Annotated in this window: 36 protein-coding genes; 19 read left to right on the top strand and 17 right to left on the bottom strand. The window is 37.1% G+C overall.

The features are described 5' to 3' along the window. Positions 1-6: 6 nt before the first annotated feature. The 4 genes from O5636_RS05335 to O5636_RS05320 are packed head-to-tail and all read right to left on the bottom strand — an operon-like array spanning position 7 to position 4590. Positions 7-1701, bottom strand: a complete 1695-nt coding sequence (locus O5636_RS05335; protein ID WP_269621788.1) for an NAD+ synthase — start codon at positions 1699-1701, stop codon at positions 7-9. Further along, positions 1698-2288, bottom strand: coding sequence for a nicotinate-nucleotide adenylyltransferase (locus O5636_RS05330; RefSeq protein ID WP_269621787.1), 591 nt, complete (start codon positions 2286-2288; stop codon positions 1698-1700). The genes O5636_RS05335 and O5636_RS05330 overlap by 4 nt, the downstream gene beginning before the upstream one ends. After that, entirely contained in the window at positions 2285-3607 is a 1323-nt protein-coding gene (locus O5636_RS05325; protein ID WP_269621786.1) for a GTP-binding protein, read from the bottom strand. Before O5636_RS05325 ends, O5636_RS05330 begins: the two co-directional genes overlap by 4 nt. Beyond that, a complete protein-coding gene (locus O5636_RS05320) occupies positions 3604-4590 on the bottom strand; it encodes a CNNM domain-containing protein (protein WP_269621785.1) in 987 nt (328 codons plus the stop codon). The genes O5636_RS05325 and O5636_RS05320 overlap by 4 nt, the downstream gene beginning before the upstream one ends. 102 nt (positions 4591-4692) lie before the next feature. On the opposite strand from O5636_RS05320, the gene O5636_RS05315 reads away from it, so the two are divergent. Continuing rightward, positions 4693-6012, top strand: a complete 1320-nt coding sequence (locus tag O5636_RS05315) for an aminopeptidase P N-terminal domain-containing protein (protein WP_269621784.1) — start codon at positions 4693-4695, stop codon at positions 6010-6012. An 8-nt stretch (positions 6013-6020) separates the two neighbouring features. Here the strand turns inward: O5636_RS05315 and O5636_RS05310 are convergent, their stop codons facing one another. Further along, a complete protein-coding gene (locus O5636_RS05310; RefSeq protein WP_269621783.1) occupies positions 6021-6812 on the bottom strand; it encodes a TIGR01548 family HAD-type hydrolase in 792 nt (263 codons plus the stop codon). Positions 6813-6869: 57 nt separating this feature from the next. Here O5636_RS05310 and O5636_RS05305 point away from each other — a divergent pair, with 57 nt between their 5' ends. Beyond that, positions 6870-7349 (top strand): 30S ribosomal protein PSRP-3, encoded by a 480-nt coding sequence (locus O5636_RS05305; protein WP_269621782.1) that lies wholly within the window; start codon positions 6870-6872, stop codon positions 7347-7349. Positions 7350-7394: 45 nt separating this feature from the next. Here the strand turns inward: O5636_RS05305 and atpC are convergent, their stop codons facing one another. Both atpC and atpD read right to left on the bottom strand, forming a co-directional pair. Further along, a complete protein-coding gene (atpC, locus tag O5636_RS05300) occupies positions 7395-7799 on the bottom strand; it encodes an ATP synthase F1 subunit epsilon (RefSeq protein ID WP_269621781.1) in 405 nt (134 codons plus the stop codon). A gap of 85 nt (positions 7800-7884) precedes the next feature. Beyond that, positions 7885-9351 carry a F0F1 ATP synthase subunit beta gene (gene atpD / locus O5636_RS05295; RefSeq protein WP_269623529.1) on the bottom strand — a complete coding sequence of 489 codons (1467 nt, stop codon included), beginning with the start codon at positions 9349-9351 and terminating at the stop codon, positions 7885-7887. 236 nt (positions 9352-9587) lie between these two features. Between atpD and groES the strand changes: the two genes are divergently transcribed. Next, positions 9588-9899, top strand: coding sequence for a co-chaperone GroES (gene groES, locus O5636_RS05290; protein ID WP_269621780.1), 312 nt, complete (start codon positions 9588-9590; stop codon positions 9897-9899). 71 nt (positions 9900-9970) lie between these two features. Beyond that, the gene (groL, locus tag O5636_RS05285) at positions 9971-11605 is read left to right on the top strand and encodes a chaperonin GroEL (protein WP_269621779.1); all 1635 of its coding nucleotides are present in this window, start codon (positions 9971-9973) and stop codon (positions 11603-11605) included. Between the two features lie 60 nt (positions 11606-11665). On the opposite strand, the gene O5636_RS05280 is transcribed toward groL, so the two are convergent. From O5636_RS05280 to gpmI, 3 genes are all read right to left on the bottom strand, one after another. Then, positions 11666-11800, bottom strand: a complete 135-nt coding sequence (locus O5636_RS05280; RefSeq protein ID WP_269621778.1) for a hypothetical protein — start codon at positions 11798-11800, stop codon at positions 11666-11668. A 166-nt stretch (positions 11801-11966) separates the two neighbouring features. Further along, complete coding sequence (secG, locus tag O5636_RS05275; protein ID WP_269621777.1) at positions 11967-12197, bottom strand: preprotein translocase subunit SecG; 231 nt, start codon at positions 12195-12197, stop codon at positions 11967-11969. A 12-nt stretch (positions 12198-12209) separates the two neighbouring features. Continuing rightward, entirely contained in the window at positions 12210-13823 is a 1614-nt protein-coding gene (gene gpmI, locus O5636_RS05270; RefSeq protein ID WP_420063788.1) for a 2,3-bisphosphoglycerate-independent phosphoglycerate mutase, read from the bottom strand. A gap of 159 nt (positions 13824-13982) precedes the next feature. Between gpmI and pyrR the strand changes: the two genes are divergently transcribed. Next, complete coding sequence (gene pyrR / locus O5636_RS05265) at positions 13983-14537, top strand: bifunctional pyr operon transcriptional regulator/uracil phosphoribosyltransferase PyrR (protein ID WP_269621775.1); 555 nt, start codon at positions 13983-13985, stop codon at positions 14535-14537. An 11-nt stretch (positions 14538-14548) separates the two neighbouring features. Here pyrR and O5636_RS05260 read toward each other — a convergent pair whose 3' ends face one another. Continuing rightward, positions 14549-16144 (bottom strand): Hsp70 family protein, encoded by a 1596-nt coding sequence (locus tag O5636_RS05260; RefSeq protein WP_269621774.1) that lies wholly within the window; start codon positions 16142-16144, stop codon positions 14549-14551. Positions 16145-16237: 93 nt separating this feature from the next. On the opposite strand from O5636_RS05260, the gene O5636_RS05255 reads away from it, so the two are divergent. The 3 genes from O5636_RS05255 (at position 16238) to O5636_RS05245 (ending at position 17408) form a co-directional block, all read left to right on the top strand. Next, positions 16238-16465 (top strand): DNA-directed RNA polymerase subunit omega, encoded by a 228-nt coding sequence (locus O5636_RS05255; RefSeq protein ID WP_269621773.1) that lies wholly within the window; start codon positions 16238-16240, stop codon positions 16463-16465. After that, positions 16462-16839, top strand: coding sequence for a DUF1818 family protein (locus O5636_RS05250; protein ID WP_269621772.1), 378 nt, complete (start codon positions 16462-16464; stop codon positions 16837-16839). The genes O5636_RS05255 and O5636_RS05250 overlap by 4 nt, the downstream gene beginning before the upstream one ends. Before the next feature lie 302 nt (positions 16840-17141). After that, the gene (locus O5636_RS05245; RefSeq protein WP_269623528.1) at positions 17142-17408 is read left to right on the top strand and encodes a DUF2811 domain-containing protein; all 267 of its coding nucleotides are present in this window, start codon (positions 17142-17144) and stop codon (positions 17406-17408) included. A gap of 30 nt (positions 17409-17438) precedes the next feature. On the opposite strand, the gene O5636_RS05240 is transcribed toward O5636_RS05245, so the two are convergent. From O5636_RS05240 to O5636_RS05220, 5 genes are all read right to left on the bottom strand, one after another. After that, positions 17439-17912, bottom strand: coding sequence for an EVE domain-containing protein (locus tag O5636_RS05240; protein ID WP_269621771.1), 474 nt, complete (start codon positions 17910-17912; stop codon positions 17439-17441). A gap of 359 nt (positions 17913-18271) precedes the next feature. Further along, positions 18272-18745 carry a hypothetical protein gene (locus O5636_RS05235; RefSeq protein WP_269621770.1) on the bottom strand — a complete coding sequence of 158 codons (474 nt, stop codon included), beginning with the start codon at positions 18743-18745 and terminating at the stop codon, positions 18272-18274. After that, complete coding sequence (locus O5636_RS05230) at positions 18742-19155, bottom strand: hypothetical protein (RefSeq protein WP_269621769.1); 414 nt, start codon at positions 19153-19155, stop codon at positions 18742-18744. The genes O5636_RS05235 and O5636_RS05230 overlap by 4 nt, the downstream gene beginning before the upstream one ends. Positions 19156-19401: 246 nt before the next feature. Next, positions 19402-19932, bottom strand: coding sequence for a hypothetical protein (locus O5636_RS05225; RefSeq protein WP_269621768.1), 531 nt, complete (start codon positions 19930-19932; stop codon positions 19402-19404). Then, on the bottom strand, positions 19929-20165 hold the full coding sequence (locus O5636_RS05220; protein ID WP_269621767.1) for a hypothetical protein: 237 nt from the start codon (positions 20163-20165) through the stop codon (positions 19929-19931). Before O5636_RS05220 ends, O5636_RS05225 begins: the two co-directional genes overlap by 4 nt. A gap of 159 nt (positions 20166-20324) precedes the next feature. Here O5636_RS05220 and O5636_RS05215 point away from each other — a divergent pair, with 159 nt between their 5' ends. The 11 genes from O5636_RS05215 (at position 20325) to O5636_RS05165 (ending at position 26002) form a co-directional block, all read left to right on the top strand. After that, the gene (locus tag O5636_RS05215; protein ID WP_269621766.1) at positions 20325-20489 is read left to right on the top strand and encodes a hypothetical protein; all 165 of its coding nucleotides are present in this window, start codon (positions 20325-20327) and stop codon (positions 20487-20489) included. A gap of 222 nt (positions 20490-20711) precedes the next feature. Then, a complete protein-coding gene (gene psbN / locus O5636_RS09750; protein WP_420063754.1) occupies positions 20712-20894 on the top strand; it encodes a photosystem II reaction center protein PsbN in 183 nt (60 codons plus the stop codon). 336 nt (positions 20895-21230) lie between these two features. Then, on the top strand, positions 21231-21407 hold the full coding sequence (locus tag O5636_RS05205; protein ID WP_269621765.1) for a hypothetical protein: 177 nt from the start codon (positions 21231-21233) through the stop codon (positions 21405-21407). Positions 21408-21636: 229 nt separating this feature from the next. Continuing rightward, the gene (locus O5636_RS05200; RefSeq protein WP_269621764.1) at positions 21637-21924 is read left to right on the top strand and encodes a hypothetical protein; all 288 of its coding nucleotides are present in this window, start codon (positions 21637-21639) and stop codon (positions 21922-21924) included. A 384-nt stretch (positions 21925-22308) separates the two neighbouring features. Next, positions 22309-22488 carry a hypothetical protein gene (locus O5636_RS05195; protein ID WP_269621763.1) on the top strand — a complete coding sequence of 60 codons (180 nt, stop codon included), beginning with the start codon at positions 22309-22311 and terminating at the stop codon, positions 22486-22488. 331 nt (positions 22489-22819) lie between these two features. Continuing rightward, positions 22820-23014, top strand: coding sequence for a hypothetical protein (locus O5636_RS05190; protein ID WP_269621762.1), 195 nt, complete (start codon positions 22820-22822; stop codon positions 23012-23014). Between the two features lie 229 nt (positions 23015-23243). Continuing rightward, positions 23244-23447 (top strand): DUF2905 domain-containing protein, encoded by a 204-nt coding sequence (locus tag O5636_RS05185; RefSeq protein ID WP_269621761.1) that lies wholly within the window; start codon positions 23244-23246, stop codon positions 23445-23447. Continuing rightward, positions 23448-23609, top strand: coding sequence for a hypothetical protein (locus O5636_RS05180; protein WP_269621760.1), 162 nt, complete (start codon positions 23448-23450; stop codon positions 23607-23609). It begins immediately after the preceding gene. A gap of 387 nt (positions 23610-23996) precedes the next feature. Continuing rightward, on the top strand, positions 23997-24479 hold the full coding sequence (locus O5636_RS05175; RefSeq protein WP_269621759.1) for a hypothetical protein: 483 nt from the start codon (positions 23997-23999) through the stop codon (positions 24477-24479). Positions 24480-24784: 305 nt separating this feature from the next. Beyond that, a complete protein-coding gene (locus O5636_RS05170) occupies positions 24785-24967 on the top strand; it encodes a DUF3721 domain-containing protein (RefSeq protein ID WP_269621758.1) in 183 nt (60 codons plus the stop codon). Between the two features lie 816 nt (positions 24968-25783). Beyond that, positions 25784-26002, top strand: coding sequence for a hypothetical protein (locus O5636_RS05165; protein ID WP_269621757.1), 219 nt, complete (start codon positions 25784-25786; stop codon positions 26000-26002). 75 nt (positions 26003-26077) lie between these two features. Here O5636_RS05165 and O5636_RS05160 read toward each other — a convergent pair whose 3' ends face one another. Continuing rightward, a complete protein-coding gene (locus tag O5636_RS05160; protein ID WP_269621756.1) occupies positions 26078-26596 on the bottom strand; it encodes a hypothetical protein in 519 nt (172 codons plus the stop codon). Positions 26597-26697 lie beyond the last annotated feature (101 nt).

Raw genomic sequence — 26697 nt, 5'->3', positions numbered from 1 at the left:
ATTTTATTATGTTGAGGCAATGGGAATTCTCCAACCACTCCCAAAAGCTTGATCACTTACTTTCAGCGTGGGAGGCGCTTGTTTCCTTTTAAATTCAGCTTTTTTTAATAAGCGTTGAATTTTTGTTACTAAATCTGGATCATGACCTTGATTCACAAGTGTTAATGAGTCTTGTCGTTCTTCGATGAGGGCTTTGAGAATTGGATCTAGAATTGCATAATCAGGGAGAGAATCACTATCAAGTTGGTTAGGACTTAGTTCGGCGCTTGGAGGTTTAGTTCGAATAATTGAACCCACTAGTTCTCCTTGTGTTGGGAGCCCTAAAGCTTTTCTGCATCGAAATGATTTCTTGTTGTCTAGCCAGTAACACAAATTAAAGACACTGGTCTTATATAGATCACCTATTACTGAAAGGCCTCCATTCATATCACCATAGAGAGTGCAATACCCAACAGCTAGTTCCGATTTATTGCCAGTTGATAATAGTAGGTGTTGCTGTGCATTTGCTATTGCCATCAAAAGCGTTCCTCTGATACGTGACTGAAGGTTTTCTGCGGTAAGTCCTTTAGGGGCTTCTCCAAGAGGTTCCTCTAGAGTTTGATGATAAGTCTTCATGAGAGAGGAAATGGGTATAGTTGCTGTCTTAATTCCTATTCTCTTTGCAAGTGCTAATGCATCTTGTACAGATCCTTCTGAGCTCCATGGAGATGGCATTAAAATCGCAGAAACGTTGTCAGAGCCCATGGCAGCACAAGCAATAATTGCTACTAAGGCAGAATCAATACCTCCACTAAGACCAAGTAAAACACTTTTAAAATTACATTTCCTAGCATAATCTCTTAACCCAAGCACAAGTGCTTGTAAGAGTATTTCTTCCGAATCAATAATTAATGCTTCTCTATAAGATAAGTTTTGATTTGTATCCCAAATAGCTATAGTTTCTTGGCATTTGGGAAGAGACAGTGTTATATCACCTTCACTATTAGTTGCGAAACTAGAACCATCAAAAATAAGCTCATCATTTCCGCCCACTTGATTAACATATATGACTGGGCATTTTAGTCGTCTTGCTGCTTTTGCTGCAATGCGTTCACGAAGTAATGCTTTGTCAGTTGTAAAAGGAGAAGCAGAGAGATTTACAAGTAGATCAATTCTTTGATTAGTAAGACTTTCAATAGGATTTGGGCCTTTTATACGATGTCCTTGAATTCTTTCTTCAACCCATAAGTCCTCGCATATAGTGACGCCAATATTCCAGGCTTTGTTTCCTAGCTTGTAATTGATAAGACCTGTACTTTTAGAAGCTCTGAAATATCTCTTTTCGTCGAAAACGTCATAAGAAGGAAGCAATTGTTTCCTTGCGATTATTTCCCAACCTTGATTATTGAGAAGAACAATTGAATTAAATAAGTTAGGAACTTGAAGGTCTTTTGTAGGTTCAGCTATGCCAACTAATACAGTTAACTCTAAATTTTGTACTGCTAGAAATTTTACTATTTTGTCCAGCAGACTCCATTGCTGATCAATAAGAGTTGGTTGGAATAATAAGTCTTGTGGTGGGTATCCCCAAAGGGATAGTTCTGGTGTAATTAAAATATTTACCTTGTCTGCTGCTTGATCTTTACAGGCATCAATAATCTTTTCACTATTCCCTTTTAGATCTCCTATTAGAGGATTTAGTTGTGCTAGAGCAATTTTCATTGTGTTGTATTAGTTATACCGTAGAGGTTTTCCTTTAAAAGCATGGGTAAGATTGCTTCGGGTATTTGAGATAAAATTGGTTTATTCCTAATATTTGAACTAGCACTAGCAGGTATATTTAGTGGTAATAAGTGTATTATGCCTCCCATTCTGTTAATAACTTTGAGTCTTTGGTTGTCGAGGTCCCACCCTTGACGAGGGACAATGCCAAGTTGGGCTCTTAGTAGTAATTGATTTGATTCATGCCATTTAGGAATATCTGATATTAAATCACTACCTATGATTAAAATCAGAGTGCTCTTTGGCCAATATTTTAAAGCTTTATCTACAGTTTTGATTGCCCATCGACTACTTAATTCTTGTTTTAACTCAAGGTTGGGGATGTTAATACTATCTACCAGAGCATTTAATAGTTCATGTCGTTTTTCAAGAGGTTCTCTATGCTTTTTGGTAGGGTTATTGCTCGCCCAGGTGACGACTTTAGGAAACAACTTGGTTAAACCTATTAACAAAGCTTTATGTCCAGTAGTAGGTGGGTCGGCGCTTGTCCCTAGTAAGGCTATTGACTGATAAGAACGACTACTCACGGTAGCAAAGTGTGAATATGAGCAGCTTTTTTTTGAGCTATTATCTGCCAGCTATTCAAATAATCCTTTACCTTAGGATTGGATCTGGCAAGACAACGTAAGATTTGATTTGGATTGGCGCCTGGTAAATGAGACGCTTGGAGTAATTCTTTTGCGGCTAATTTACCTGTTAGTTTAGTTGTATGAACTGCCACAGCTGCTTGTGCCAATGCTACTGGAGCTGCAGGGGCAAGGCTTAATCCACCTGTGAATGGAGCAGCAGATAGTAAGAGATGCTTGATGCTTCCTAAGAGAATTTGAATCCCAATTTGTGCTCCGCCTAAGAGAAAATTGTGAAGAGATAGTTTTTTTAATAACTCTCTAGCAGAATGCCCTTTTAATTCTAAGTCATATAATTTACTGAGTTGCATAACTAGAGCTGTATCTAAAGCTATTCCTGTAGCAAAATCAAAAACTAAAAGTGGGTTTACTGCAACCCCTGATGCTTTGAAAGCAGCAAATTTACCAATAAGCCCCTGCGCTTCTAACTTTCTTCTTTTTAACCGACCAAGCTTTAAAGAATGGTAAAAATTATCTGCTTGCTGTACAGCATTCAGTGTTAAAAGAAGATTACCTTGTTCTGATAAGAGATTTAATAGTGTTCTTTTCAGTGAGGTAACTTTGGGACTGGATTTCTCACTCCGCACTTTCCCATTTGCTTGAAGCTTCGCTGACCTTGGTGCAGCAGCAACAGTTTCAATTAGCAGATGTTTTGCCGTGGATGGTAGACGATTTCGAATACTATGAACAATTTGATCTACTTCAGTGGGGGTCCATTGATCACATCGATTGAGAATTAATAAAATAGGCTTATTACTGTTTATAAGTGTTTGCATTGCATCTAACTCAATACTATTAATGTCACTATCAATAACTAATAAAATTAAATCTGAATGAAGAGCAACTCTTGATGCTAGTCGAGCTCTTTCTGCCGAAGTAATTTCATCAATTCCAGGAGTATCTACTAATTCAACGTATTGCAGGTTATCAATACCTTGCTCCCAAATCACTCCTTTCATTTTACGAGTAGAGCCATGACCAATATCAGTTGAAAACTTCTCTTCACCAAATAGTGCATTTAAGAGACTTGATTTCCCAACTCCTACTCTTCCAAAAACTGTAACACGCAAATGTTGTTGTGATAAGCGATTTATTTGACGATCAAGGGCTTTTAGTTCCACTGATAATTGTGATTTTTCAAAAGCAGTTAGAGATAAGCTCTTTTTCCATTGATTAAGTAAGAAACTACATTTTTTTGCAGTTGTTTGTTTAGCCTTCATTTATTTGATTTCCTCCACCATCCTGCTAAAACATCTAAAACTGCTTCTGCTCTAATTAAACCTACAAATCCACCGAATTCATCAACTACTACTCTTATTCCTGTTTTATCTTTATTGAATGATGTAAGCAACCTATCTGCTCTAATCATTTCTGGAACAAATTCAACTGCTTCACAAAGGTCTATCGGAGTTAATTGATTGTTGCCTTGTAATAATGCAGTAAGGAGACGTTCTCTGTTGGCAATGCCTAGTATTTTGTCTACTTCTTTACCAAGCACTACCCACCATTGTGAATTGTTCAGAATGAGATTGTTTTTTAGTTTTTCTAATTTTAATGATCCATCAAGAGTTGGAACAGATACTCTAGGAGTCATAAGATCTCTAGCAGTTAAATCGTTTAGTTGAAAAACTTTGTTGATCATTGCAGCTTCATCAGCTTCAATTTGTCCTTTTTGCAAACCTAGTCGTGCCATTTGTCTAATTTCTTCTTCGTCAGTACTAATCTCATTCTCAGTGGTAATTACAGGTAATAAATGTTCCAGTGGGATTGTTAATGGACGCATTAATGAGTTAAGGACGTATAACATTGGTGCACTTGCCAGTGCTATTTGCAAAGAACGTTTTGTTCCTATTGACTTTGGTAATATTTCTCCTAAAAGTAATACAAGAATAGTTAATGTTATTGAAAATACAGGAAGAGCTATCCCTGATTTGAATACAAAGGTTGCATAGCCTCCTAGCATTAAACTCCCAAAAATATTAAAAGTGTTATTAGTAATGGTTACGACAGTTAGAGTTCTACCTAGTTTATGTCGAAGCTTTGCTAATTTTTTTGCACCTCTAACAGGAGGTTGTTTTCCTGTCAGTTCATGGACGTGTAATGGATTGACGGCCAATAATGCTGCTTCGACTCCTGAGCATAATGCTGAACCAATTAGTACCACAACAACAAGAATTGTTAGGAATAGAATGTCAGAATTCATACCTTGGGATCTTTAGAAGTGCCAAAGACTCATTAGATCTCTATTGTCCACTAAGTTTGATTTCATGCCATCTTTTAAGAATTAATTGATTATTAGTTTCTTATGAATAATCAGCAGATCTATAAAAATCATCGGGAGCAATTTCTCGGTAAATTAGAGGGTAGAGCAGCTATTATCCCTGCGGCAAGGATGGTTCCACATCATGCCGATTGTGACTATCCATTTAGACAAAACAGTGATTTTTGGTATTTAACAGGTTTTGACGAGCCTGAATCAGTTGCATTATTTCTTCCTCATCGTCCTAAGGGGGAAAGATATATTCTATTTGTTTTACCTAAGATCTCATCAGATGAAGTCTGGAATGGATTTCGTTGGGGTGTTGAGGCAGTGGTTGATCAGTTTGATGTTGACGTATCTCATCCTTTAGATGAATTAGAAAATAGATTGTGGAGTTATTTAGAAGGTGCTGATGGAATTTCTTTTTCTATTGGTAAACATCCACACATAGAACCATTAGTCCTAAAAATATTCTCCGAACAAATTGAGAGATCTTCGAGAACTGGTGCGGTCCCATTTGATTTAACTGCGCCGAGTATTTTTCTTCATGATTTGAGATTGAGAAAGGATGATTGGGAAATTCAAAGGATGAGAGAAGCTTCTTCGATCTCAGCGAAGGCACATGAATTTGCCCGTCAAATTGTTAGAGCTGGTATGAATGAGCGAGAGGTTCAGGCAGTTATAGAAAAAACCTTTCTTGAAGAAGGGGCTAGAGGACCAGCTTATCCTTCGATTATTGCTAGTGGAGACAATGCATGCATTCTCCATTATACGGCTAATAATGCTTTGTTGCGGGATGGAGAATTGTTACTTATTGATGCTGGATGTTCAATGGTTGATTATTACAACTCAGATATAACAAGAACTTTTCCTGTTAATGGCAAATTCACAGGAGAACAAAGTGACCTGTACGAACTTGTATTAGAAGCTCAAGCAAAGGCGATTGATTGTGTTTTGCCTGGGAAAAATACGGAAGAAGTTCATTTACAAGCTGTAAGAGTTTTGGTACAAGGATTAGTAGACCTTGGATTACTTAAAGGAAATGTTGATTCCCTTATTGAGCAGGGGCTTTATAGGCATTTTTATATGCATCGCACAGGACATTGGTTGGGTTTAGATGTCCACGATGTAGGTGCTTATAGGCTTGGTGAATATCCAATACCTTTAGAGGCAGGAATGGTTTTAACTGTCGAACCAGGAATTTATATCAGTGATTTTTTTCCAGTTCCTGATGGTCAACCATTGATTGAAGATAGGTGGAAAGGAATTGGAATAAGAGTCGAAGATGATGTTGTAGTTACTAATGGTAAGCCGGACATCCTTAGCTCTAATGCTTTGAAGCTTTTAAAAGAAATAGAAGAGTGAAATAACTTTTACCAGGTTGCTAGGTATTCAAAAATGTCATTTGTTGATTTGAGTATTTTATTGGCCCCTGCGGCTATTAATTTTTTTTCATAAGCATTACGGTTTGAGCTGTTATTTACGCTGTGAAGGTGAGGAGGAGCAACTGCAATACTTATAAATTTTTGAGTTGGTAATATCTCACGGGCATTTTCAACAGTCATTACATCAGCAACTGTATCGCCTAGATATGCAATAGGAACATTGTTTTTGCCAAGAGGCATTGGTAAAAGGTTTGAAGCAAGCTTAATGAAGCCTGATGGATCTGGTTTTTCGGGTGCTTCTCCCATGGCTATTAGAGGCGGTTTTGTAAGCCCAAGTCGATTTTCCAGTACAAATTTTGCGGATGGAGGTTCTGCTCCACTAACAAAACCCCAGTTAAAACCCATTTCGGTTAACTTTTGAAAAAATTCTTTTTCTACTAAAAGCTTTTCATTCTTGATAAAGCCATTCCATTCATTTGGGCTTAGAGAGAAATTCTCCCCAAAGTAAAAGGTGCTAAATTCTTTTATTAAATTTGTTTTTTTAGGTAATTTTATATCTAAATTATGAGAATTAATATGTCTTTTAATTAGTTCTAAACTTGCATCCCAATCATTATTCCAAAACCCTTCTGATTTAAGTTCATCAATTGTTTTATTAGTTGGTTCCCACCCGCAAAATTTTTTTACAGTTTTTTGTACTGACAATCTATAGCTCTTGGCAACATCACGAATAACACCGTCGATATCAAATAGTACAAGCCCTTTTAAATTTAAATTCATTTGTTTGGTACTAATTCCTGTTAAGTTAGTAGATTGTTAGTTGGTTAAGGCTTAGTAATGAGTGCTTCTGATGGTTCCTCCACTATTCAAGAGGATCAGACTAAATCAAATTCAAAAGAGAATTCGGAAGAAAATGCCAAAACAGGTCGTCCTGGAATGTTAGGTGCTGCAGAAGTTCTTGCGTCTGCAACATTTGATGCTGATGGAGTGCCTTCTGGACATACGCCTAAAGCAGATGAGGGAAGATTTCTTTTGAAAATTCTTTGGTTGCCAGATAACGTAGCCTTGGCTGTTGATCAAATTGTTGGAGGAGGGACTAGTCCTCTCACAGCTTATTTCTTTTGGCCTAGAGAAGATGCTTGGGAAACACTTAAAACAGAGTTAGAAGAAAAAGCATGGATAACAGATAATAAAAGGGTTGAAGTCTTAAATAAAGCAACTGAAGTTATTAATTATTGGCAGGAAGAGGGTAAAGGCAAGAGCCTTGAAGACGCAAAACTTAAGTTCCCTGAGGTAACTTTCTGTGGAACTGCTTAATCTTCAAAAGGGCTACAAAAAATATTCTTCGTTTTTTAAGGCTTATTAACTAATTGTAGCTTTTAACCTTGCATTTGCTTTTTCGAGCCTCTCTTTAGCTTGGATTTTTTCAGGTGAGTTTGCTTCATCTGAAATTTGACTAAATTTATTTTTAGCTTCTTCAAGTTCTTTTTCAGCTGAAGTTGCATCAATATTTTTACCTAGCTCAGCTCCATTAACTAAAACAGTCACTTCATCAGACTCAACTTCTGCAAAACCTCCCATTAGAGCTATTGAGTTCCAAATTCCTTGTATGCGAATTTTAAGTACTCCAATTTCTATTGCGGTAACCATAGAAATATGCCCCGGAAGAATTCCTAATTGACCGGTAGTACTTGGGAGTATAACCTCCTCAACTTTGTCATCGAAAACACTCTTGTCTGGAGCAAGTACTCTGAGATTGAGGGGCATTTTATTAGTTTGTTAAGTAATTAGAGATTGGTAAATTTAGTAATTTATTTGAGACTTTAATTTAAAGTCTCAAATACAAGTTTAATTAACCTTTGTTTTCAGACTTCATTTTTTGTGCTTTTTCTTTGACCTCGTTAATGTTGCCAACCAGATAAAAGGCTTGTTCTGGCAGATGATCCAATTCCCCTGAAAGAATCATATTAAATCCAGCAATTGTTTCTTCAAGCTTTACATATTTCCCTGACATTCCAGTAAAGATCTCTGCTACAAAGAAAGGTTGAGAAAGGAACTTCTCAATCTTTCTTGCTCTGTCAACTGTACGTCTGTCTTCTTCTGATAGTTCATCCAATCCTAAAATAGCAATAATATCTTGAAGCTCTTTATATCTTTGAAGGGTTGACTGAACAGCTCTAGCAGTGCGGTAGTGCTCATCACCCACGACTGATGGCTGCAGCATAGTACTTGTTGAATCTAGAGGGTCTACTGCAGGATAAATCCCTTTTGCAGCTAATGCTCTTGCAAGTACTGTAGTTGCATCTAAGTGAGCAAAAGTTGTTGCTGGGGCAGGGTCTGTTAAATCATCGGCGGGAACATATACGGCTTGAATAGAAGTAATGGATCCCTCAAGAGTTGATGTAATTCTTTCTTGAAGTTCTCCTACGTCTGTGCCTAAGGTTGGTTGGTATCCAACAGCTGAAGGCATACGACCTAACAGAGCCGAAACTTCAGAACCTGCTTGCACGAATCTAAAAATATTATCAACAAATAAAAGAACATCTTGCTTGTTTACATCACGAAAATGCTCTGCCATTGTTAATGCAGACAGACCAACTCTCATTCTTGCTCCTGGTGGTTCATTCATTTGACCAAAACAGAGAGCAACTTTTGATTTGGGTAAATCATCAGCGTTAATAACACCTGACTCTTTGAATTCTTCATATAAGTCATTTCCTTCACGTGTCCGCTCACCTACTCCTCCAAAAACAGAAACTCCTCCATGCTCTTTAGCAATATTGTTAATCAATTCTTGAATTAAAACTGTTTTTCCTACACCTGCTCCTCCAAAAAGGCCTACTTTTCCCCCCTGCCTATAAGGAGCTAAAAGATCAATAACTTTGATTCCTGTTTCAAATACTTTTGGCTTTGTCTCAAGGTCAGTAAGCTTAGGAGCTTCCCTATGAATAGGAGATGTTGAAGATGTTTTTACAGGACCTTGTTCATCAACAGGTTCACCTAAAACATTAAATATTCTTCCAAGAGTTGCCTCTCCAACAGGCACAGATATTGGTGCCCCTGTGTCTAAGGCCTCCATTCCTCTTACCAGGCCATCCGTTCCACTCATTGCAACTGCTCTAACGCGATGGTCCCCAAGAAGTTGTTGAACTTCTGCAGTGAGAGCAACATCTTGTCCTGCAGGATTTTTGCCTTCTATTCGAAGAGCATTAAGGATTTTTGGCAGCTTCCCAGCAGGAAATTCAACGTCCAAAACTGGTCCAATTACCTGTCGGACAATACCTTTAGTCCCAATCGAGGCGGTAGCAGCAGCAGCCATAAGAATCAATGATGATCTGTTTGAAAGATTCGCTTTTAAAGCAAAGCACATTAAGCCGCGCAAGACTACCACTATGCAGGGGTGCTTTGCTGTGCGGTTCGGTCAACCGCACAGAATAGTTGTAGTCGTGAGGAGGCTTAGGTGAATATCTTGTTGTTCATAAGGCACCGAGTAAATCTCGTTCTTATATAAAATAAAGGCGTAAATTCGCCAAATTCTTGATCCTGCATTAATTCATGGCGGCTGTATCTCTCAGCGTCTCCACTGTTAAGCCACTTGGAGATCGTGTTTTCATTAAAGTCTCTGAATCAGAAGAGAAAACGGCGGGTGGGATTTTGCTCCCAGATACTGCCAAAGAAAAACCTCAGGTTGGTGAGGTGGCTCAGATTGGACCAGGCAAACGTAATGATGATGGTTCTCGTCAGGCTCCAGAAGTTGGAGTGGGCGATAAAGTCCTTTACAGCAAGTATGCCGGAACTGATATCAAGATTGGCAGTGATGAGTACGTTCTTTTATCTGAAAAGGACATACTTGCAGTAGTCAATTGACTTTAAAAAATTGCTTTTCTAAAAGCTAACTTTTACCTAAAACCCTTCTTTCTTTAAGCAAATCGCCACCCATGGCAAAGAGAATTATTTACAACGAGCAAGCCCGCCGTGCACTCGAGCGTGGTATTGACATTTTGGCTGAATCTGTAGCCGTTACACTTGGCCCTAAAGGGCGAAATGTTGTTTTAGAAAAGAAGTTTGGTGCACCTCAAATAATTAATGATGGTGTCACTATTGCTAAAGAAATTGAGCTTGAGGACCATATAGAAAATACTGGCGTTGCTCTTATTCGTCAGGCTGCTTCTAAGACAAATGACGCAGCAGGTGATGGAACCACAACAGCAACAGTTTTAGCTCATGCAATGGTTAAAGCAGGCCTTAGGAACGTAGCAGCTGGTGCTAATGCTATTACTCTCAAGAAAGGCATAGATAAAGCCACTGAATTTTTAGTACAGAAAATTCAGGACCAAGCCAAGCCAATAAGTGATAGTAATGCAATTGCTCAATGTGGGACTATTGCTGCTGGTAATGATGAAGAAGTGGGCCAGATGATTGCAAATGCAATGGACAAAGTAGGCAAAGAGGGTGTGATCTCTTTGGAAGAAGGTAAATCCATGACTACTGAACTTGAAGTAACTGAGGGGATGAGATTTGATAAGGGTTACATCTCTCCTTATTTCGCTACAGATACTGAAAGGATGGAGGCTGTTTTAGATGAGCCATATATTCTCCTTACTGATAAAAAAATTGGATTAGTTCAAGATCTTGTTCCAGTGCTGGAGCAGATAGCAAAAACGGGAAAGCCTCTTCTAATTGTTGCTGAAGATATAGAGAAAGAAGCTCTTGCTACTTTAGTTGTAAATAGATTACGTGGTGTTCTCAATGTTGCGGCAGTTAAAGCCCCAGGCTTTGGAGACCGTAGAAAAGCCATGCTAGAAGATATGGCTGTTTTAACAAATGGTCAACTTATTACTGAAGATGCAGGTCTTAAACTTGAGAATGCAAGTTTAGAAATGCTTGGCACTTCTAGACGAGTCACGATCAATAAAGACACTACAACTATTGTTGCCGAAGGAAATGAAGTTGCTGTCCAAGCTAGATGTGAGCAAATCAAAAAACAAATGGATGAGACAGATTCCACTTATGACAAAGAAAAACTTCAGGAGAGATTGGCAAAACTAGCTGGAGGAGTTGCAGTTGTAAAAGTTGGTGCGGCAACTGAAACAGAAATGAAGGATAAGAAGTTACGTTTGGAAGATGCTATCAACGCCACCAAAGCAGCAGTAGAGGAAGGGATTGTGCCTGGAGGCGGAACAACTCTTGCTCATCTTGCCTCTGAAGTTGAATCTTGGGCAAACAGTAACCTTTCAGGAGAGGAGTTAATAGGAGCAAATATTGTTGAGGCAGCTTTAACTGCTCCATTAATGCGAATAGCTGAAAATGCTGGAGCGAATGGAGCTGTTATAGCAGAAAATGTAAAGAGTAAGCCGTTGAATGATGGTTACAATGCTGCTTCAGGTGACTATGTAGATATGCTTGCTGCAGGCATTGTTGATCCAGCAAAAGTTACGAGATCTGGTTTGCAGAATGCATCTTCTATTGCTGGGATGGTTCTAACTACAGAATGTATTGTTGCAGACCTTCCTGAGAAAGATGCTGGGGCTCCAGCTGCTGGAGCTGGGATGGGTGGAGATTTTGATTACTAATATATCCATTTAGCCTTTGCTTTCAAAATAAAAAAGGGAGGTACTTATGTATCTCCCTTTTTATATTTTTCGGCAACATGCATAAATAGGATTGTCAATTAATGGCTTTCTATTAATATCATGCTCAAGACCTATTTGATAGCATTGAAAGAGACTTTTAGTTGCTGATTTACTCCTAAAGTTTGTTAAATTCATTTTCTTTTCCAATACTATTGCATTGCTTTTGACATCAAATTTAATTTCGCAAATTTTACTCTTTGCAAATACTTTGTATGTACATCCAGTGAAGATGATAACAAAGAAGGTAAATACTTTTCTTCTTAGCTTTAACATATTGCTTCAAAAATATTTCTAAGAAGACTTACTTTAACCATCCTGCACTCAGAATTACTGCAAGGGCGAGAAATATTGTTAAGACTAACCATGTCGCGTTATTTAAAGTGGCTTCGGCACTACTTGCGCTAGAAAACATTGAGCTCCCACTCGCAGCTAATCCTCCCATCCCATCTCCTTTCGGGCTATGAAGCAGGACTAATAGGATTAGAATTAATCCACTAGATACCCATACCCATGAAAGAATTGTAATAAGCATTTTTAAATTGATTTAGGCTGGTTGAGGTATTAGAGATGTTTTAGAAGGGGTTTCAATTACTTCTATTAAAGATGAACCTGTCATAGAACTTGGCTTTGGGAGTGAAAGTAATTGAAGGAGGGTAGGAGCTATATCTGCCAACCCACCTCCTTGTCTTAAGCGAATTGAATTCCCTTGGCCTGCTATTTTTCTTCTTTCTCCTTCTATAAGAATTACTGGCACTGGGTTTGTCGTGTGAGCAGTCCAAGGCTGGCCATCTTCTCCTTGCATTAGTTCAGCATTGCCATGATCAGCAGTTATTAATAGTGTACCGCTCATTTTCCCCGTGGAATTTAATAACTTTCCAATGCAACTATCAACTTTATTTATGGCTTTAGTGGTGGCTTCATGGTCCCCTGTATGTCCCACCATGTCAGGGTTGGCATAATTGATAACTATTAGTGAGTAAATACCACTTTCAATAGCATCTTGGCAGCTTTTTGTAAGTTTATCTGCTGACATTTCTGGAGCTAGATCATATGTAGCTACTCGAGGGGATGGGACTAAATGTCGTTTTTCTCCAGGTAATGGTTTTTCAATTCCACCATTAAAAAAATAAGTGACATGAGGGTATTTTTCAGTTTCTGCAGTCCTGTATTGGAGTAAACCATTATTAGCAACAATTTCTCCTAATAAATCGTTTAGGGATTCTGGTGGGAAAGCAACTGACACTGGTAATTCAGAGTCATATTGAGTAAGGGTAACTATATTTATTGAAGGCTTTATAGTTCGTTTGAAATTATTGAACTCGTTAGCTGTTATAGATCTAATTATTTGTCGAGATCTATCTGGACGAAAGTTGAACATGAGCAGTCCATCCCCATCTTTCAAGTAAGAAGAAGTTAGGCGGAAAGGTTCAAGAAATTCATCAGTTATATTTTCGCTATAACTCTTTGAAATTATTTCTTCTGGAGATAATTTGCTAATTTCTACGTTTGGATTAGTAAGCAATTCATAAGCTTTTTGAGTTCTCTCCCATCTATTATCTCGGTCCATTGCCCAGTACCTGCCACATAAAGATGCAAGTTCTCCTATGCCAATTGATTCAAATTTTTTATTGATTATCTTTAAAAAGTTCAAGGCACTTTTGGCAGGTGTATCTCTTCCATCGGTAAATGCATGTACTGCAACTTTTTGGATTCCTTTCTCCTTAGCCCATTCTAAGAGCCCAAAAAGATGATTTATATGACTATGTACACCTCCATCAGAACATAGCCCTACTAAATGAAGTGTTTTTTTATGTTGGATTAAATTGTTTGCAAGATTCTCAAGATTACTAATTTGATCCAATTTTTTTAAGCGGATTGTATTTGTAATCCTTACTAATTCTTGCTGAATAATTCTGCCTGCTCCAATAGTCAAATGACCTACTTCCGAGTTCCCCATTTGATTATCGGGTAAGCCTACATCTGCTCCACTAGCTTCTATCAGAGTATGTGGGTATGCCTCCCATAGCGCGTCCATGACAGGAGTATTTGCATTTTCAATGGCATTGTTATTAGTTTCTTTACTGTGTCCCCAACCATCAAGAATGGTAAGGACGACAGGTGCTACTGGTCCTGATCTCATTGAATTGGAGGAACTGATGGGGGGCATTTGAAGGATTTAATACCTGTCGCTTTAATTCCTTCCATCAAATTACTTGTTTGTTGGTCAGGCTACTAATTTGTATCAAATTCGGTTAGCTTTTCCCAATTGAATCAAATCAATTAATTTTGCATAGAATTAGAACCTACTTCATTTTCAATGACTGATCATTCTGATAAAGAAAAGGTACAGATACTTTCTAAAACTGAGTTAGCGCTTACTCTTTCTAGGCTTGCTTCCCAAATACTTGAAAATATTTCAGATAGCAAGGGTATTTTGCTTTTAGGTATTCCAACTAGGGGGATACAACTTGCCGAGGTCTTAGCTAGAGAAATAGAAGAGAAAGTTGGCCATAATATTGAGCAAGGAGTTATTGATCCCACTTTTCATAGGGATGACCTTCATAAAGTAGGAACAAGGATTGCTCCTTCGACAGATATCTCTTCTGGTTTAGAAGGAAGACAAGTTGTTTTAGTAGATGATGTGATCTTTACAGGCAGAACTGTGAGAGCTGCAATAGAAGCTCTTCAAGCGTGGGGGAGGCCAAAATCTGTCATGCTTTTAGTAATGGTTGATAGGACTGGCCATAGAGAGCTGCCTATTCAGCCTGATTTCTATGGTCGTCAAATTACTACTAGAAAGACAGAATCAATTGAGCTGAGACTGAAGGAAATTGATGGTGAAGAGGGAGTATATCTTGAACAAAAATCTTAAGTGATTTGAATTTATCTGATTAGACCGATGACTTTTTCTATGACTTTTGTCCCATCTCTAAGGTCAATTCCTTCAACATATAATTCACAAGAATTATTTATGTGAAAAAATAACTTTAAACAGTCTATACCAGGCTCTGTTGGCTTATTTAATTTAATAATAGTTGGAACATCTTTCCATGGAACAATTTTTGGTTGATATATTTTGTCGTTATTTGTTATTGAAGGAATACCATCGATATATATAACCTCTTTGAGTTTATTAAAACCATTATCAGCAATTATAAGTTCAATTTCTTGTTGATTCTCTTCACTTGCACTAATAAGAATTTCGAGGGGTTTGCTTGTAGGCCATGTTTGCCCAGCCAAGAAAAGAGGATGCCAGATATGTTGATTTGTTTTTTGATCCCAAAAGCGTAAAGATACTCCATTGGTTAAGACATCTTTAACCATTACACCAGGAGTTAGTTTTAATGCGCCAATTGCTACAGCTTCGATAGGAGGCGGAGTTAACAATTTTTCAGGTCTAATTTTTTGAAGAATCCATTTTTTAATTGCGGGCATACGTGAGCCTCCCCCCACAATTACTACTCCTGTAAGGTCTTCTAATTCATATCCATTAGATCGTCCTTGAGAAAGGGTTTGTTCTAACAAATTGGAAAGACTTTTAAATAAGCCTTTACGTTTAAGAAGCTCTTCTAACTCGCTTCTGCTTAACTGTAATTCTTTTATTTCCTCTCTTTCGTTATCTAATAGATCCTCCTTAAGAACTTTTGTATCCAATATCTCTAGATTACTTAAATTACACTTTAACTTTTCTGAAGCATTTAGAAGAGAATTTGTTTGTTTATTATTTGGTAAAAGGTAATTAGCGATCCACCTATCAATATCCCTTCCGCCTAGCCTTAGCCCAGCTTTGCCAAGAACTGTAGCTCCTCTCATTATTTGTTTACTAATACCTTCTAGATCTTTTCCATTAAAGCGAATTAATTGTGCAATTGGTTGTGCTTCTCCTTCTCCTCCTTCTATTCGGACCATCGACATATCAATTGTGCTTCCACCAATATCAATGACTAAAAGTTTGGATCCTCCTTGTTGACCAGCTCCAATTGCAGCAGCTGTTGGCTCATCAACTAAAGCAATTTCTTGAACTTCTAGTTTGCTACAAACTTTATTTAGCCATTTTCTATATTCTTTATAAGTTTCTACTGGTGCAGCTAAAACAAGTTTTCTAATTTCATATTCTGTTGGTATTCTTCTCCATATTTCCTTAATTAGAATTTCACCTGCATCTTCTGGAGACAGGCTAGCTTCCCAATGAGATTCATTTTTTGGAGCGCCTATCCATCGTTTGAAGTCACTAATCAGACTAGGGTTGTTTTGATGAGATAATTGTAATTCTGTAATTTGATTGCCAACTAATAAAGAACATTCTTCATTATTAGCTTGCCAAATTAGACTTGGGATTTCCCCAGGACATCTAGTAATTGGTGGAAGTTCTAGAAGCTTTACAGATGCTTCATTCTCAGGTTGAAAGGCAATTACAGTGGTTGAGCTGCCAAGGTCAATAGAGAGTGTTCCTATTGATTTAAGTAGATTATTTTTCACAATTCTTCTATTGAATTTAATTGCTGTCCAAAATTCATTAAGGAACTTAGGGTTCGTTTTCTATTAGAATAAATATACTATCTAAATTTTTTAGTGAATAAAGCTGGATTTAATTCGCAAGATCTTGCAAAACGTGGCGAGAGTCTTATTCGTCAATCAAGTAATAGATATTTAACTACTGTCCGCATTGCTTTTAGAGCAAAGCAGCGCCGTTTTGATGATTTTGATGGTTTGCTTGAAGAATCTTCCGTGAAACCAGTGCAAAGATCAATTATTGAATTGAGTGATGAACAAGATCAACCTGATTTATTGCCAGGATGATTCATAATGAAGGTCCTGGGTGGAGATTAGTAAGGGATACTTCAAGGAAAAATTTTTCAACGTTAATTGGAGGAGAGAATTGGGCAGTTGAACTTTCTGAAGATGAGTGGAATGAACTTAATCAAGTTATTGAGAAATTAATTGATGAACATGAGCAGATTAAGACCAGACTAATGCCTGAAGAAAAGATATCTATAGAACTTGAGCAATCAATATGGTGGGGATCCTTGGAGGGCAATCATGTCTCTTGGAGCTTGAAATTAATTTTGTGTGGTGACTCAACTAATCAGCGTAGTGTTGAAATTTATTGGCCTATTCCTACAGCACAAACTGTTACATCAGTTATGAGAACAATGTGGGATTCATATGAATGAATAAAGACTGATAATCTTAAATTTTTTAGTTGATTCGGAATATCTACAAAATCATTGCACAGTTTTTCCACAGAGATTACCTATAGCCCTCTTGCCATACCTTCACTTGTGGAAAGAGAAATAATTCTCATTCTTCTTGACTTCTTACCAGATGCAGCTATAAGTGATTTCACTTCCAAAGTGTAAAACCATTGCAAAGCAGTTAGTCTTACATTGATAATTCATGAGACAGCCAAGTTAGAAAGGGGTTGACGTTTCCCTTTGAATGTGAGGAAGTAGTTGGGCGACTTTATTTTTTTATGATGTACGACAAAGGTAAATTAATTGAATCAAGCAATAACTCCTCTCAATCAGAGCCAAAAGATTCGATAATTAGTTTTCAGGCCAATCTGCCTCTTTCTCTAAAGGAGTCTATGAATGATTTTATTGAAAAGCATCCAAATTGGGATCAATATAGATTGATAAAAGCTGCTTTAGCAGGATTCCTTGTGCAGAATGGTGTTGATTCTAGGCCAATTACAAGATTATATATAGGTAATATGTTTAAATCTAATGCTTTAATTGATTAATAATTAACTTTCTATTTTGATAAACTTATTTTATTCACTTTTTTCTAGAGTTATAATTAATTTTTCTGCTACTGCTTGAACTATAGGAAGAATAGATAATCTGTTACCTTTTTTTACAAGAATCAACTCTTTATCATTAAATTGATTCGCAATTTCTTTTAAACTTAAAAGCTGTTTATACTCTTTTAGATACTTCAATTTCGCACAATCCCATCTAGGATTTTCTTTTGTTGACTTTGGATCAAAATATTTTGAATTAGGGTCAAATTGTGTAGGATCAATTTGATTAATTGCTATTACTTCCATAAGTCCTATTATCCCAGGAGGCTTGCAGTTGGAGTGATAAAAAAATACTTTATCTCCAATTTCCATTGTTCTCATAAAGTTTCTAGCTTGATAGTTACGAATGCCATCCCAAAGTGTTTCTTTCTCTTTCTCAAGTTCTTTAATTCCATATACATCAGGCTCACTCTTCATTAGCCAATACCTAGTTTCTTCAGTCATAGCAAGGAGTTTCGGCGTTTAATTGTGATACTTTAGGCTATTTTGGTACGAAGACCTAAGAATTGCCTGCATTCTCTTTTCTATTCTTGCTCAATTATATGGTTTGTGCTTTTAGTCGATCTAGTGCTTTGGGAGCAAATAGGTCGCAGGTTCGAATATGGTTCGAATGGATTTTGATCAAAAGCTGAGATCGATTGGTATAAAAGCAGGCTCACTTTTCATTAGCCAGTAGTTAATTTCAGTCATATCAAGGGATTTGGGCGAAAAAGGGCGGTTTGGGTAAAGTTTGGGTAAACCTTAGATCTAGGGGTTTTGTTGTTTCTATTGCCTCGCGTTTGAGGCTGGAAGGATTAAGCGTTTCATAAAACAAGATTTAAAATAACTTTCCCATAGCTTCTATCTTTCTTGGGCGGCTCTTTATAAGGCTTATCACATGTACTATTCCACCCAATCTTTGGTTCACCAGTAGGACATTTAGTATTGTTTCCGATCTTTATGGAATCTCCTAAGTCCAAATTTAATTTACCTGCTCCCATTCTTTGACATCGCCACTTTTTTCCTGCAACTAGTGGATTATTAGTCAGGCCACTTCCCCAATTTCGACATATAACTTCTCGACAATATCCTTGACCTATATAGGCATAACCAGTAGGACATGTATTCCCATTCTTAGATACTTGGTTCCTCTTTAACTCTTCCCCTGACATTGCTTTTACGCAACCCAGATAATCTTTCGCTTGAAGACACTTCTTATGAATGCTTGGATTGACTTCGCCTAGAACAGGAGAGATCACACCAAGTATTAGAGGTAGGAGAAGTAACCGTTTAATCATTTGTTTCTAGTCTCTTCTATATCAATAGTTTTCGCAGCTCCAATCTCTCTACCAGTAAATCTCTCCAATTCTTGTCGAAACTCTCTGACTGTGTGGTGGTTTTGCATAAGGAATTTCCCATTTGCTTTCGAGCCATTTGCTTTCTGATAAGTAACCGTGAAACGGGCACAGTAATAAAAAGTTCCACAATTATCTTCTTGTGTTAAAAGAATTGAACTGGGTGTAATCCCTTTACCAGCATTAACTTTTAACCGTTCTCCTGTAAACGTAACTTCGCAATCCTTATACCTTTGCCCACACCACACATCAAAAGTTCTTGTTTGGAACTCAGTAAGTTCAGCCTCACCTAAATCGGCTAGTGCAGGAGACGAAAGCCCAATTATTAGCGGTGCAAGTAGCAAATGGCGCATATCACTTCAAAAGTAAAGAGAAATCAGCAAAAAAAGGGCTAAATCAATTGGCATCACTAGCTTTTTGGGGTACAAACGTCAGGCTCGCTTTCCATTAGCCAGTAGTTAGGTTTAGTCATATCAAGGGGTTTGGGCGAAAATGGGCGGTTTGGATAAAGTTTGGGTAAGCCGTTGAGCTCAGTATCTAAGTGTTTCTATTGTCGCTCAACCTTCCCATGGCTTTTGATTTCGGAAGCATTGATCGACTTAATCCGTGGTCTTTTCTGACCAGTCAGTAATAGGGGGATAGTCGTAAGGATTTAAACCTTTATCTCTACCTTGTGTGTCTTGAGGACCTTGGCTGGCGGGTAGTCGATAGTTAGGGAAGACATTCTCTGATTGCGACTTCCATCTTCTCAAGGCTTTTGAGAATTCAGCTTGTGCTCTCCCGCTGGAGAATAAGAAAAGAGCTTGCCGAATATTTGGCCCTTGATCTGACTTGTAAGTGATGTAGTGGAAATGCGCTCCACAATTCCTGAAAAGGTCACCCTTACACTCTTTGCTATAGGTATGTTCTATGTATTGCGAGGATTTGATTCCACCTTGGCCTTCAACCCACATCATTGGGCCTTGAAATCGAACACGGCATTCATTATTGAGACGTCCGCACCAAGCATCGTGATAACTCTTTGGTCCTCCCATCAATAATTCAACAGGGAAATCAGCATCACCGAAATCTGCTTTAACAGGTAAAGCTAAGAGAAACAAAACAGGTAAAAAAGTGAATCCCTTTTTCAACGGACGCCCTCCACACATTCATATCCCTTCCCTCTCAAACTGAGTTCACGAGATTCAATTACAATTGATCCTTCCGCATTACATTGTGCCAATGACGCCGTTGGTATTACAACTACCCCTCCCCCCTGTTTCAGATTAAGAACCATCCAAACCACCTTATGTGGCTTCTCATGAGCAATAACACCAATAGGTAGAGCTAGGGCAGCGACTAATGGAAGTAGTAATCGAAGCATTTTTAAAGTTTGAATTATTTAGTAAATAATTTCATGGTAATAGTGATCTTCAATGTTTCATCGATCAGTAAATATTCCTCTTAATTGAAGTGAATAGGAGTTTGGGTAAAGTTTGGGTAAACCTTTGAGCTAGGTTGCATTGCTTCTATTATCACTCATATGGAAAAACCTAAGTGGAAACCTTCAGAAGAAGAAAGGGAAGTTATGGAAGCTGTATGGATGCAAGTTAAAGGTGCATGCGAGAAACTAAAGGAAGAGACTAATGCTCAAGACGAGCACATTAGAAAGATGCTGCAAGAAATGGCTGATCGTTATTTTTCATAAAAGATCAAAATAATATTTACTACCATGGAGATATTCATTTAATGTATATGTCTATATAATTTTAGACATCGCAGAGATGTGAAAAAATTCATAAGAGTATATAACATATTTGAATAACAATTATAACACGAACAAGGCATTTACTTTTCTTGAAATAGTAAAATAAATACTTGAAATTTGATAGGAGATGTTAAACAATAATTAGCAAATATAGTAATTATTTTGGAAAACTCATCTTTAAATCTATCACCATATTTAATGATAGGAATTATTCTATCTTTCCTATTTGGCTCAGTAGCATATGGTATGTATAACTCGTTTGGCCCAGGATCTAAGGCATTGACAGATAGTATTGATGAACATGCTCGAATGCATGAACTAGGTATTGCTCATAGGCATGATTGATTTTCATGTATGCTTTGAACTCTCAATACTTACATCAAATATCAGATTCAGCTCTTTTTTTTAGGGTGATTAAAATTTGATTGCATTTGTTCTGATTTTATTCACTGCATTCTTTCTGGGGTTCTCTTTTTTAATTATTTTTCTTAGCCTGAATAAAAATAGTTTTCAATCTCTTAATTAAATTAAAGTAAGAAGTAAATACCGAACTGATCTTTCTTTTATTATTTCTTATCTAGAAAATTCTTTAGCAGATGACGTAAAAAAGTTTGCATTTAGATCGATCAAAAGAGCAATTTCTCCCTTGGACAGTCTCTATATTAAGTTTGCGTATTAATTATGACTTTGGATCAATTCGTTTTTGCTTTGGCTTCTTCTGATCTGCCCATGAGTGCCTTCACTATAAATACTGCTCTATTGTTTTCTTCCTTACTGGTTTTTGGGATTCCACTTGCATTAATTATGCTTTCTCAAAAAGGTAAATCACCATTAGTGAACAGGAGGACCCAATTGTAGAAGAACATAAAAGAAGTTTTGAAAGTTTTGTTACCATTCGATTTTCAGTTGAAGCCTTTGAAAAGAGTTTATCATTAGTAACAGTTGCTTCGATTTGATCAGTTTTATACCTCCTTTTTGTAGAAAATGATATTTCTATGTCTATTTTGAGCACTAATTGGAGTAAAGAAAATAATTTAATGGAAAACTTTTCATTTTTTATTGTTTAATTTTTTTCATTTTCGTGTTTATGGAAAGTTTTAATCAATTTCGAAAAATCCTTTTGAATATTGAGGCAGACCAACTTGGAGCTTTATGTGAGGAATTTCTTTATGACCATGAAGGTGCTATTCAATCAACCTTGACGCTTGTTTCTAGAGCTAATCTGAAAGTTAGTTCAAATGATGCGAAGGTTTATCTAACTGAGATGCATGAAAAGGGTGATTTTGATGACGTGAATTGCTTCTCTACTCCTTTATATCAAAATGATCTATATAAGAAATTTCATCCAGATAAATTAACCACAGCAAAAAAATAATCATCGTTTATTGTTTCATGCAGAATAAAAAATAATAATTTATTTGCTTTTAATACTACTTATATTCAGAACTATCGATTTGATATTATTTAACTTTGTTTTGCTAAGTAGATGATAAGCAGGGTTTTATGATTTCAAAATGTTCGCATGCGGTATTGCCGACTTTTTTTGTCTAACAGAATGATCCTGGCGGAATAAATGATTAGTTAGATAATTTTGGTTAGGTGGTTTTTTTAGAGCGAATATTTGGTGTCCTTTGCTACGCGGCAAGGTAATTTCACAAAACCATTATTTTGTATCTGTTGCTACAATATTTGTACGTTCGTCCCCTAGGGATGCATGTATTGGCAGCAGGGAACGGGGCTGTCACTTTGGAGGAATGTTATGAACACTCTCCCTTTAATCCGCTCGCAACTTCAAAGAGCTAAACGACTTCACAAAGCACAGTTGCTATCGACTTCACATGGAAGCAAGTACCATGATCAGTCAGTATTAAATGCCAATAGTGCTGCAAGAAAAGAGAAGGCTAAACGTCTGCATCATGCACAACTAATGGCGTTTTAAACGCTCCATAAAATCGGAACGTAATTTTATTTTCTTGTCATAGCTTTAAGCTCATTTTTCATTAGCTAGCAAAGATCAAAAGGAGGTGTTTATACTCTGTGGCTATTGTTCTTAGTTGGCTAGAAATGAAATAGGAGTCCGAGCTCGTTGGTTTAAAAAATAAGAGCTGGACTCAAAGGGGGACATCAAAATACGTCCCCCTTCTTCATGCTCAAAAATGAATCGAAAGTTTGAGTAGGATTTCCATTGTGAAAATTTTTTCGTCTCTTTCGTGAAAACCATACCTTTTAAATTGTAAGCAAGCTAATTTTGGTATACCTGAGGAGTCAAAGTGGCTATCGACCCTGAAATAATCCCACCATCAAGTTCTGATGGATATAACTCTGTGCGCTTTGTTCCCAAGTGGGTTTTCTACCTTGCAATATCACTTGGTGTAGTCGTATTAATTGGAATCTTGAAAGCGTTTCTTCCTTTGATTGTGATGTCTTTGCTTGTTGGGTTTATCTGGAGACAAGCAACTAAGTAATTAGATTTATAGAAATGCTTGTGTCGATGGTGGGCACAAGCTCTTCGCTTTTGACCTTCTAGTTCTATGAGAAACCTTCTAGCCAGTGAGAGAAGCAAGTGGATCTTTGTAATTGGGTTGGTTGCAATCGGGGCAAGCTTTACAGCAAAAAATGTAATCTCATACCAGACTGAATGTCTTCCTGAAAAGGGTTTGGAACTAACTCAGTTAAAAAGACCCCTGGTTTGAAATGCAAAAATTACTAATTACACTCGGACTTGGAATTGCCGTAATAGGTGTTCTATATCCTTACTTAAAGCAAATAGGTTTAGGGCAATTGCCTGGGGACATAATTTTGAGGGGAGAAAACACCACTTTTTATTTCCCAGTAGTCAGTTGCATTGCGATCAGCTTGCTTGTTTCACTCCTACTGAATTTATTGAGATCCTCCTAAATGCCATTAAATAAACCAATACCTGATTCTGTGATGCGACTATGGCGCAAAGTCCGTAGATATAAATTGACTCGTACTCTTCGAGCGAGTGAAAAGAGAATAGAATATGTCAAAAAGTCATTAGATTATATTGATCGAGTAGAAGGCAGGAGATTCAAATAAATGACTGAAGAATCGGATAAAGAAAAAATAGAACCTAGATATTTGTTTGTAATTCTCTTGGTTATATCAGGTATCGCATTATCGGTGTTACCGTTCTTTTTCCTGAATTAGCCGATAATCCAAATTAAAAATTCAAGGTTCTCCCTAGAGCGAGAACTTTTAAGAGATTGTCGACGAAAAGTAAAGAGAAATAAGTGAGAGAAAGTTTGGGTAAAGTTTGGGTAAATATTTCTGGTTCGCTGAAAAGCTAGTCCATGCTTAAAGGTTATGTTTTCATTAGCCAGTCAGTTAGGAGATCTTATCTTTCTTTTAGTTCAATCCCGCACAAAAGATGTACCTCGTGGAAGTAAACCTCTACTTTTCAATTAGGAAGATCAAAGCATTTAAATGGCAAGGTTTTTTAAAATAATTTGTTTAGTTTTTCTTCTTGTGTTGATTCAGCTCAATGCTATGCCTGTAAATGCTTGTGTCGAAGGGTTGTCATGGGGGATGGATCTCCAAAGTGTAGAAAGACATTTAGGTGCGTCATTAAACCCTGTACAGGAAGAAGCAAGTAAGGACCTTTTTGAAGTCAGAGATTTTCAGATAAGTGGGTTACCTGTAAATAGACTTCGTGTTCGTGTTGAGGATGATCATGGGTTGAAACAGCTTGCTTACGAAATGGATTATGAAAATATGACTGAAGTATTGGCTGGATTAAGACACCGTTTTGGTCCTCCAGTTGGAACAAGCGTTGATATTGATGGAAGGTCTCCTCAACAACAATGGATTTGGCATACTGGAGAAGATGTGATCACTGCGGTTAAAAACGAAGAGAGGCCCTTTTTACTTTCATATAGACCATCATTATTAGACCCTTCTTTTCTTTGATTAATGTGGGAATATTTTGGAACCGATTATTGTTTTAGTGCCTTTTAATGTGTTTCTATAACTTAGGGCTCGTATTTCATTAGCCAGTAGTTAGGTTCCTGTTGTGCCATGGGATCTCAGCAATATTGCGATGTGTGGATGGTGTGTGGATGGCTTAACATTCTCACCCCTATTTCTTTATTCTATTTCAATCAGGTTTCTAGTACTAATAAAGAATAAACTAATCACAGCAACCTTAATTTATGAGAAACAACCACTATCAAAAAATTTTGATCCCTCAGGTTGTATGTTTCCTATCTGTTTCAATGTCTCTATGTGCCATTGCAGTTCAAGATCAAGCAATTGGGATGGGAAGGGTATTTAATACCAAGGTAGAGGCGGAGAAAGCAGCAAAGAAAATTGGATGTGAAGGTTCTCATAAGATGGGTAAAAAGTGGATGCCTTGTTCTATGCAGTGGTACCTAGAAGAACAACCAAAGAACAAATAGTTACCTCTAAATTCCAATATCTGACTTGCTAGTATTTTGCTAGTATGGCTAGTCTCACTTCGTTAGAACCCCTTGGTATGACTGCCGGCTCACTCTTCATTAGCCAGTAGTTAGGTTCCTGTTGTGCCATGGGTTTTCAGCGATATTGCGATGTGTGGATGGTGTGTGGATGGATTAATAATCTCACCCCTATTTCTTTATTCTATTTCAATCAAGTTTCTATTACTAATAGCTAACAGATCATATTTCTGTTCTGTTGATGAACCTTTGCTTGTTTAAAGAGCAATCGATCGATACCTAACGGGGCCTTTTGAAATTCTCAATACTTCAAGACAGAGAGAAGGAGAATTTCTAGGATATCTAGATGGAAAAAAATCTCAAATTAGAATTGATCAGTGCTAAATAAGAAAACTAGTAATACCAGTAGATTTAAAGAATTGAGGTTGCCACTCATTCCAACCTTTTTGTGAATCGATTCCAACTTTGAGGAACTATCTAGTTATAGAAAGGTGGTTCGCTTTTCTATGAGGAGTATTCAAGGTTTCTTTTCTCTGCGACGTTAAGGATCAGCTTGAAGACTTTTGAAAATTAAGTCATACGGAAATCATCGTGCACCCCTATATCTACTTTTTGGAGGGGTATAGGGGGGCATCTAAGTCTCGCCTATATCGTTATATGAGTTCAGAAATTTTTGTTATTTGCTATTAACTTATTGAGCCGCTAAAACTGGAATCCACTATTGAAAAGTTATGGATAGACAAGTTGCTTTTAAGACTGGTGCCTTTGCAGTAACTCAAGAGATATGGAAGAAAGCTAGTGATTATTTTAGGTATTCAAAATGCTGATAGAAGGACTCATGTCAAAAGAATAGGACCTGATCAAATTCAGATTATTCAATACGAAGAAGTAGATAAGAAGAGTGTTTTTGCTAGTAGTGCCAATCAAAGAATCTCAGGAACTCTTCAATATCAAGAGCTTCCTTATCTGTCAAAAACAGAGACTAATGCCTATCTACATTACACAATTGGTCTTTAGCTCCTCACACATAAAGATTGCTGACCAAAGTTAAGAGAAATAAGTGAGAGAAAGTCTAAGTGACTCTATAAAAAGTTACCAATTAAAAGGTCTTAAGGTCTCTTTGATGTTTTTGTCTTTATCTATGGGAGTAAACTTCCCTTCATGAGACTCTAGGTTCTCTATAGAAGCTAATAAAGCCTTGCCAAAGCTAGAAGCCGCTCTGCGGTTGATATATCTAATTATGGCTGTTCTGGGTCTATCTGAGTCAGAAATATAACGTATTTTATAATCAACGACAGAGCTAAATGGCGATAGGAAATAATCATGCCAAATATACTTTAAATTTTTGGAGGCTAAAGATTTACATCGAGCATCAGGGTCACAAATATCCATTTGCAAAATTGAATCTTTCTTTATATCTAAATAATCTCTTGGCAAGTTAGCGGTTATTCGAAACTTTTTATAAACAAATACTTCGCAAGGGGTGAATGAACTATAAGAACTACATAAGGCCTTATGCCTTGAGGCGTCAACTTCATTGGCATTGGTATGTAAACTCCCAATACTTAATGAGGCAAGAACAGTTGCTACAACAGTATGAAGCTTATTCATTATTACCCTCTTCCTATCTATATACTATTATGATAACATTTATCAAATAAGATGATGCAATTAGTTGCAGTGAAGAAAAAATCTCTAATTGCAATAAGGAT

It is taken from the genome of Prochlorococcus marinus str. MIT 0918 (assembly GCF_027359415.1).
In the GTDB taxonomy this organism is placed as follows: Bacteria; Cyanobacteriota; Cyanobacteriia; order PCC-6307; family Cyanobiaceae; genus Prochlorococcus_E; species Prochlorococcus_E marinus_C.
The sequence above is the reverse complement of the archived record's forward strand: the minus strand, read 5'-3'. Positions and strand labels throughout refer to the sequence as shown.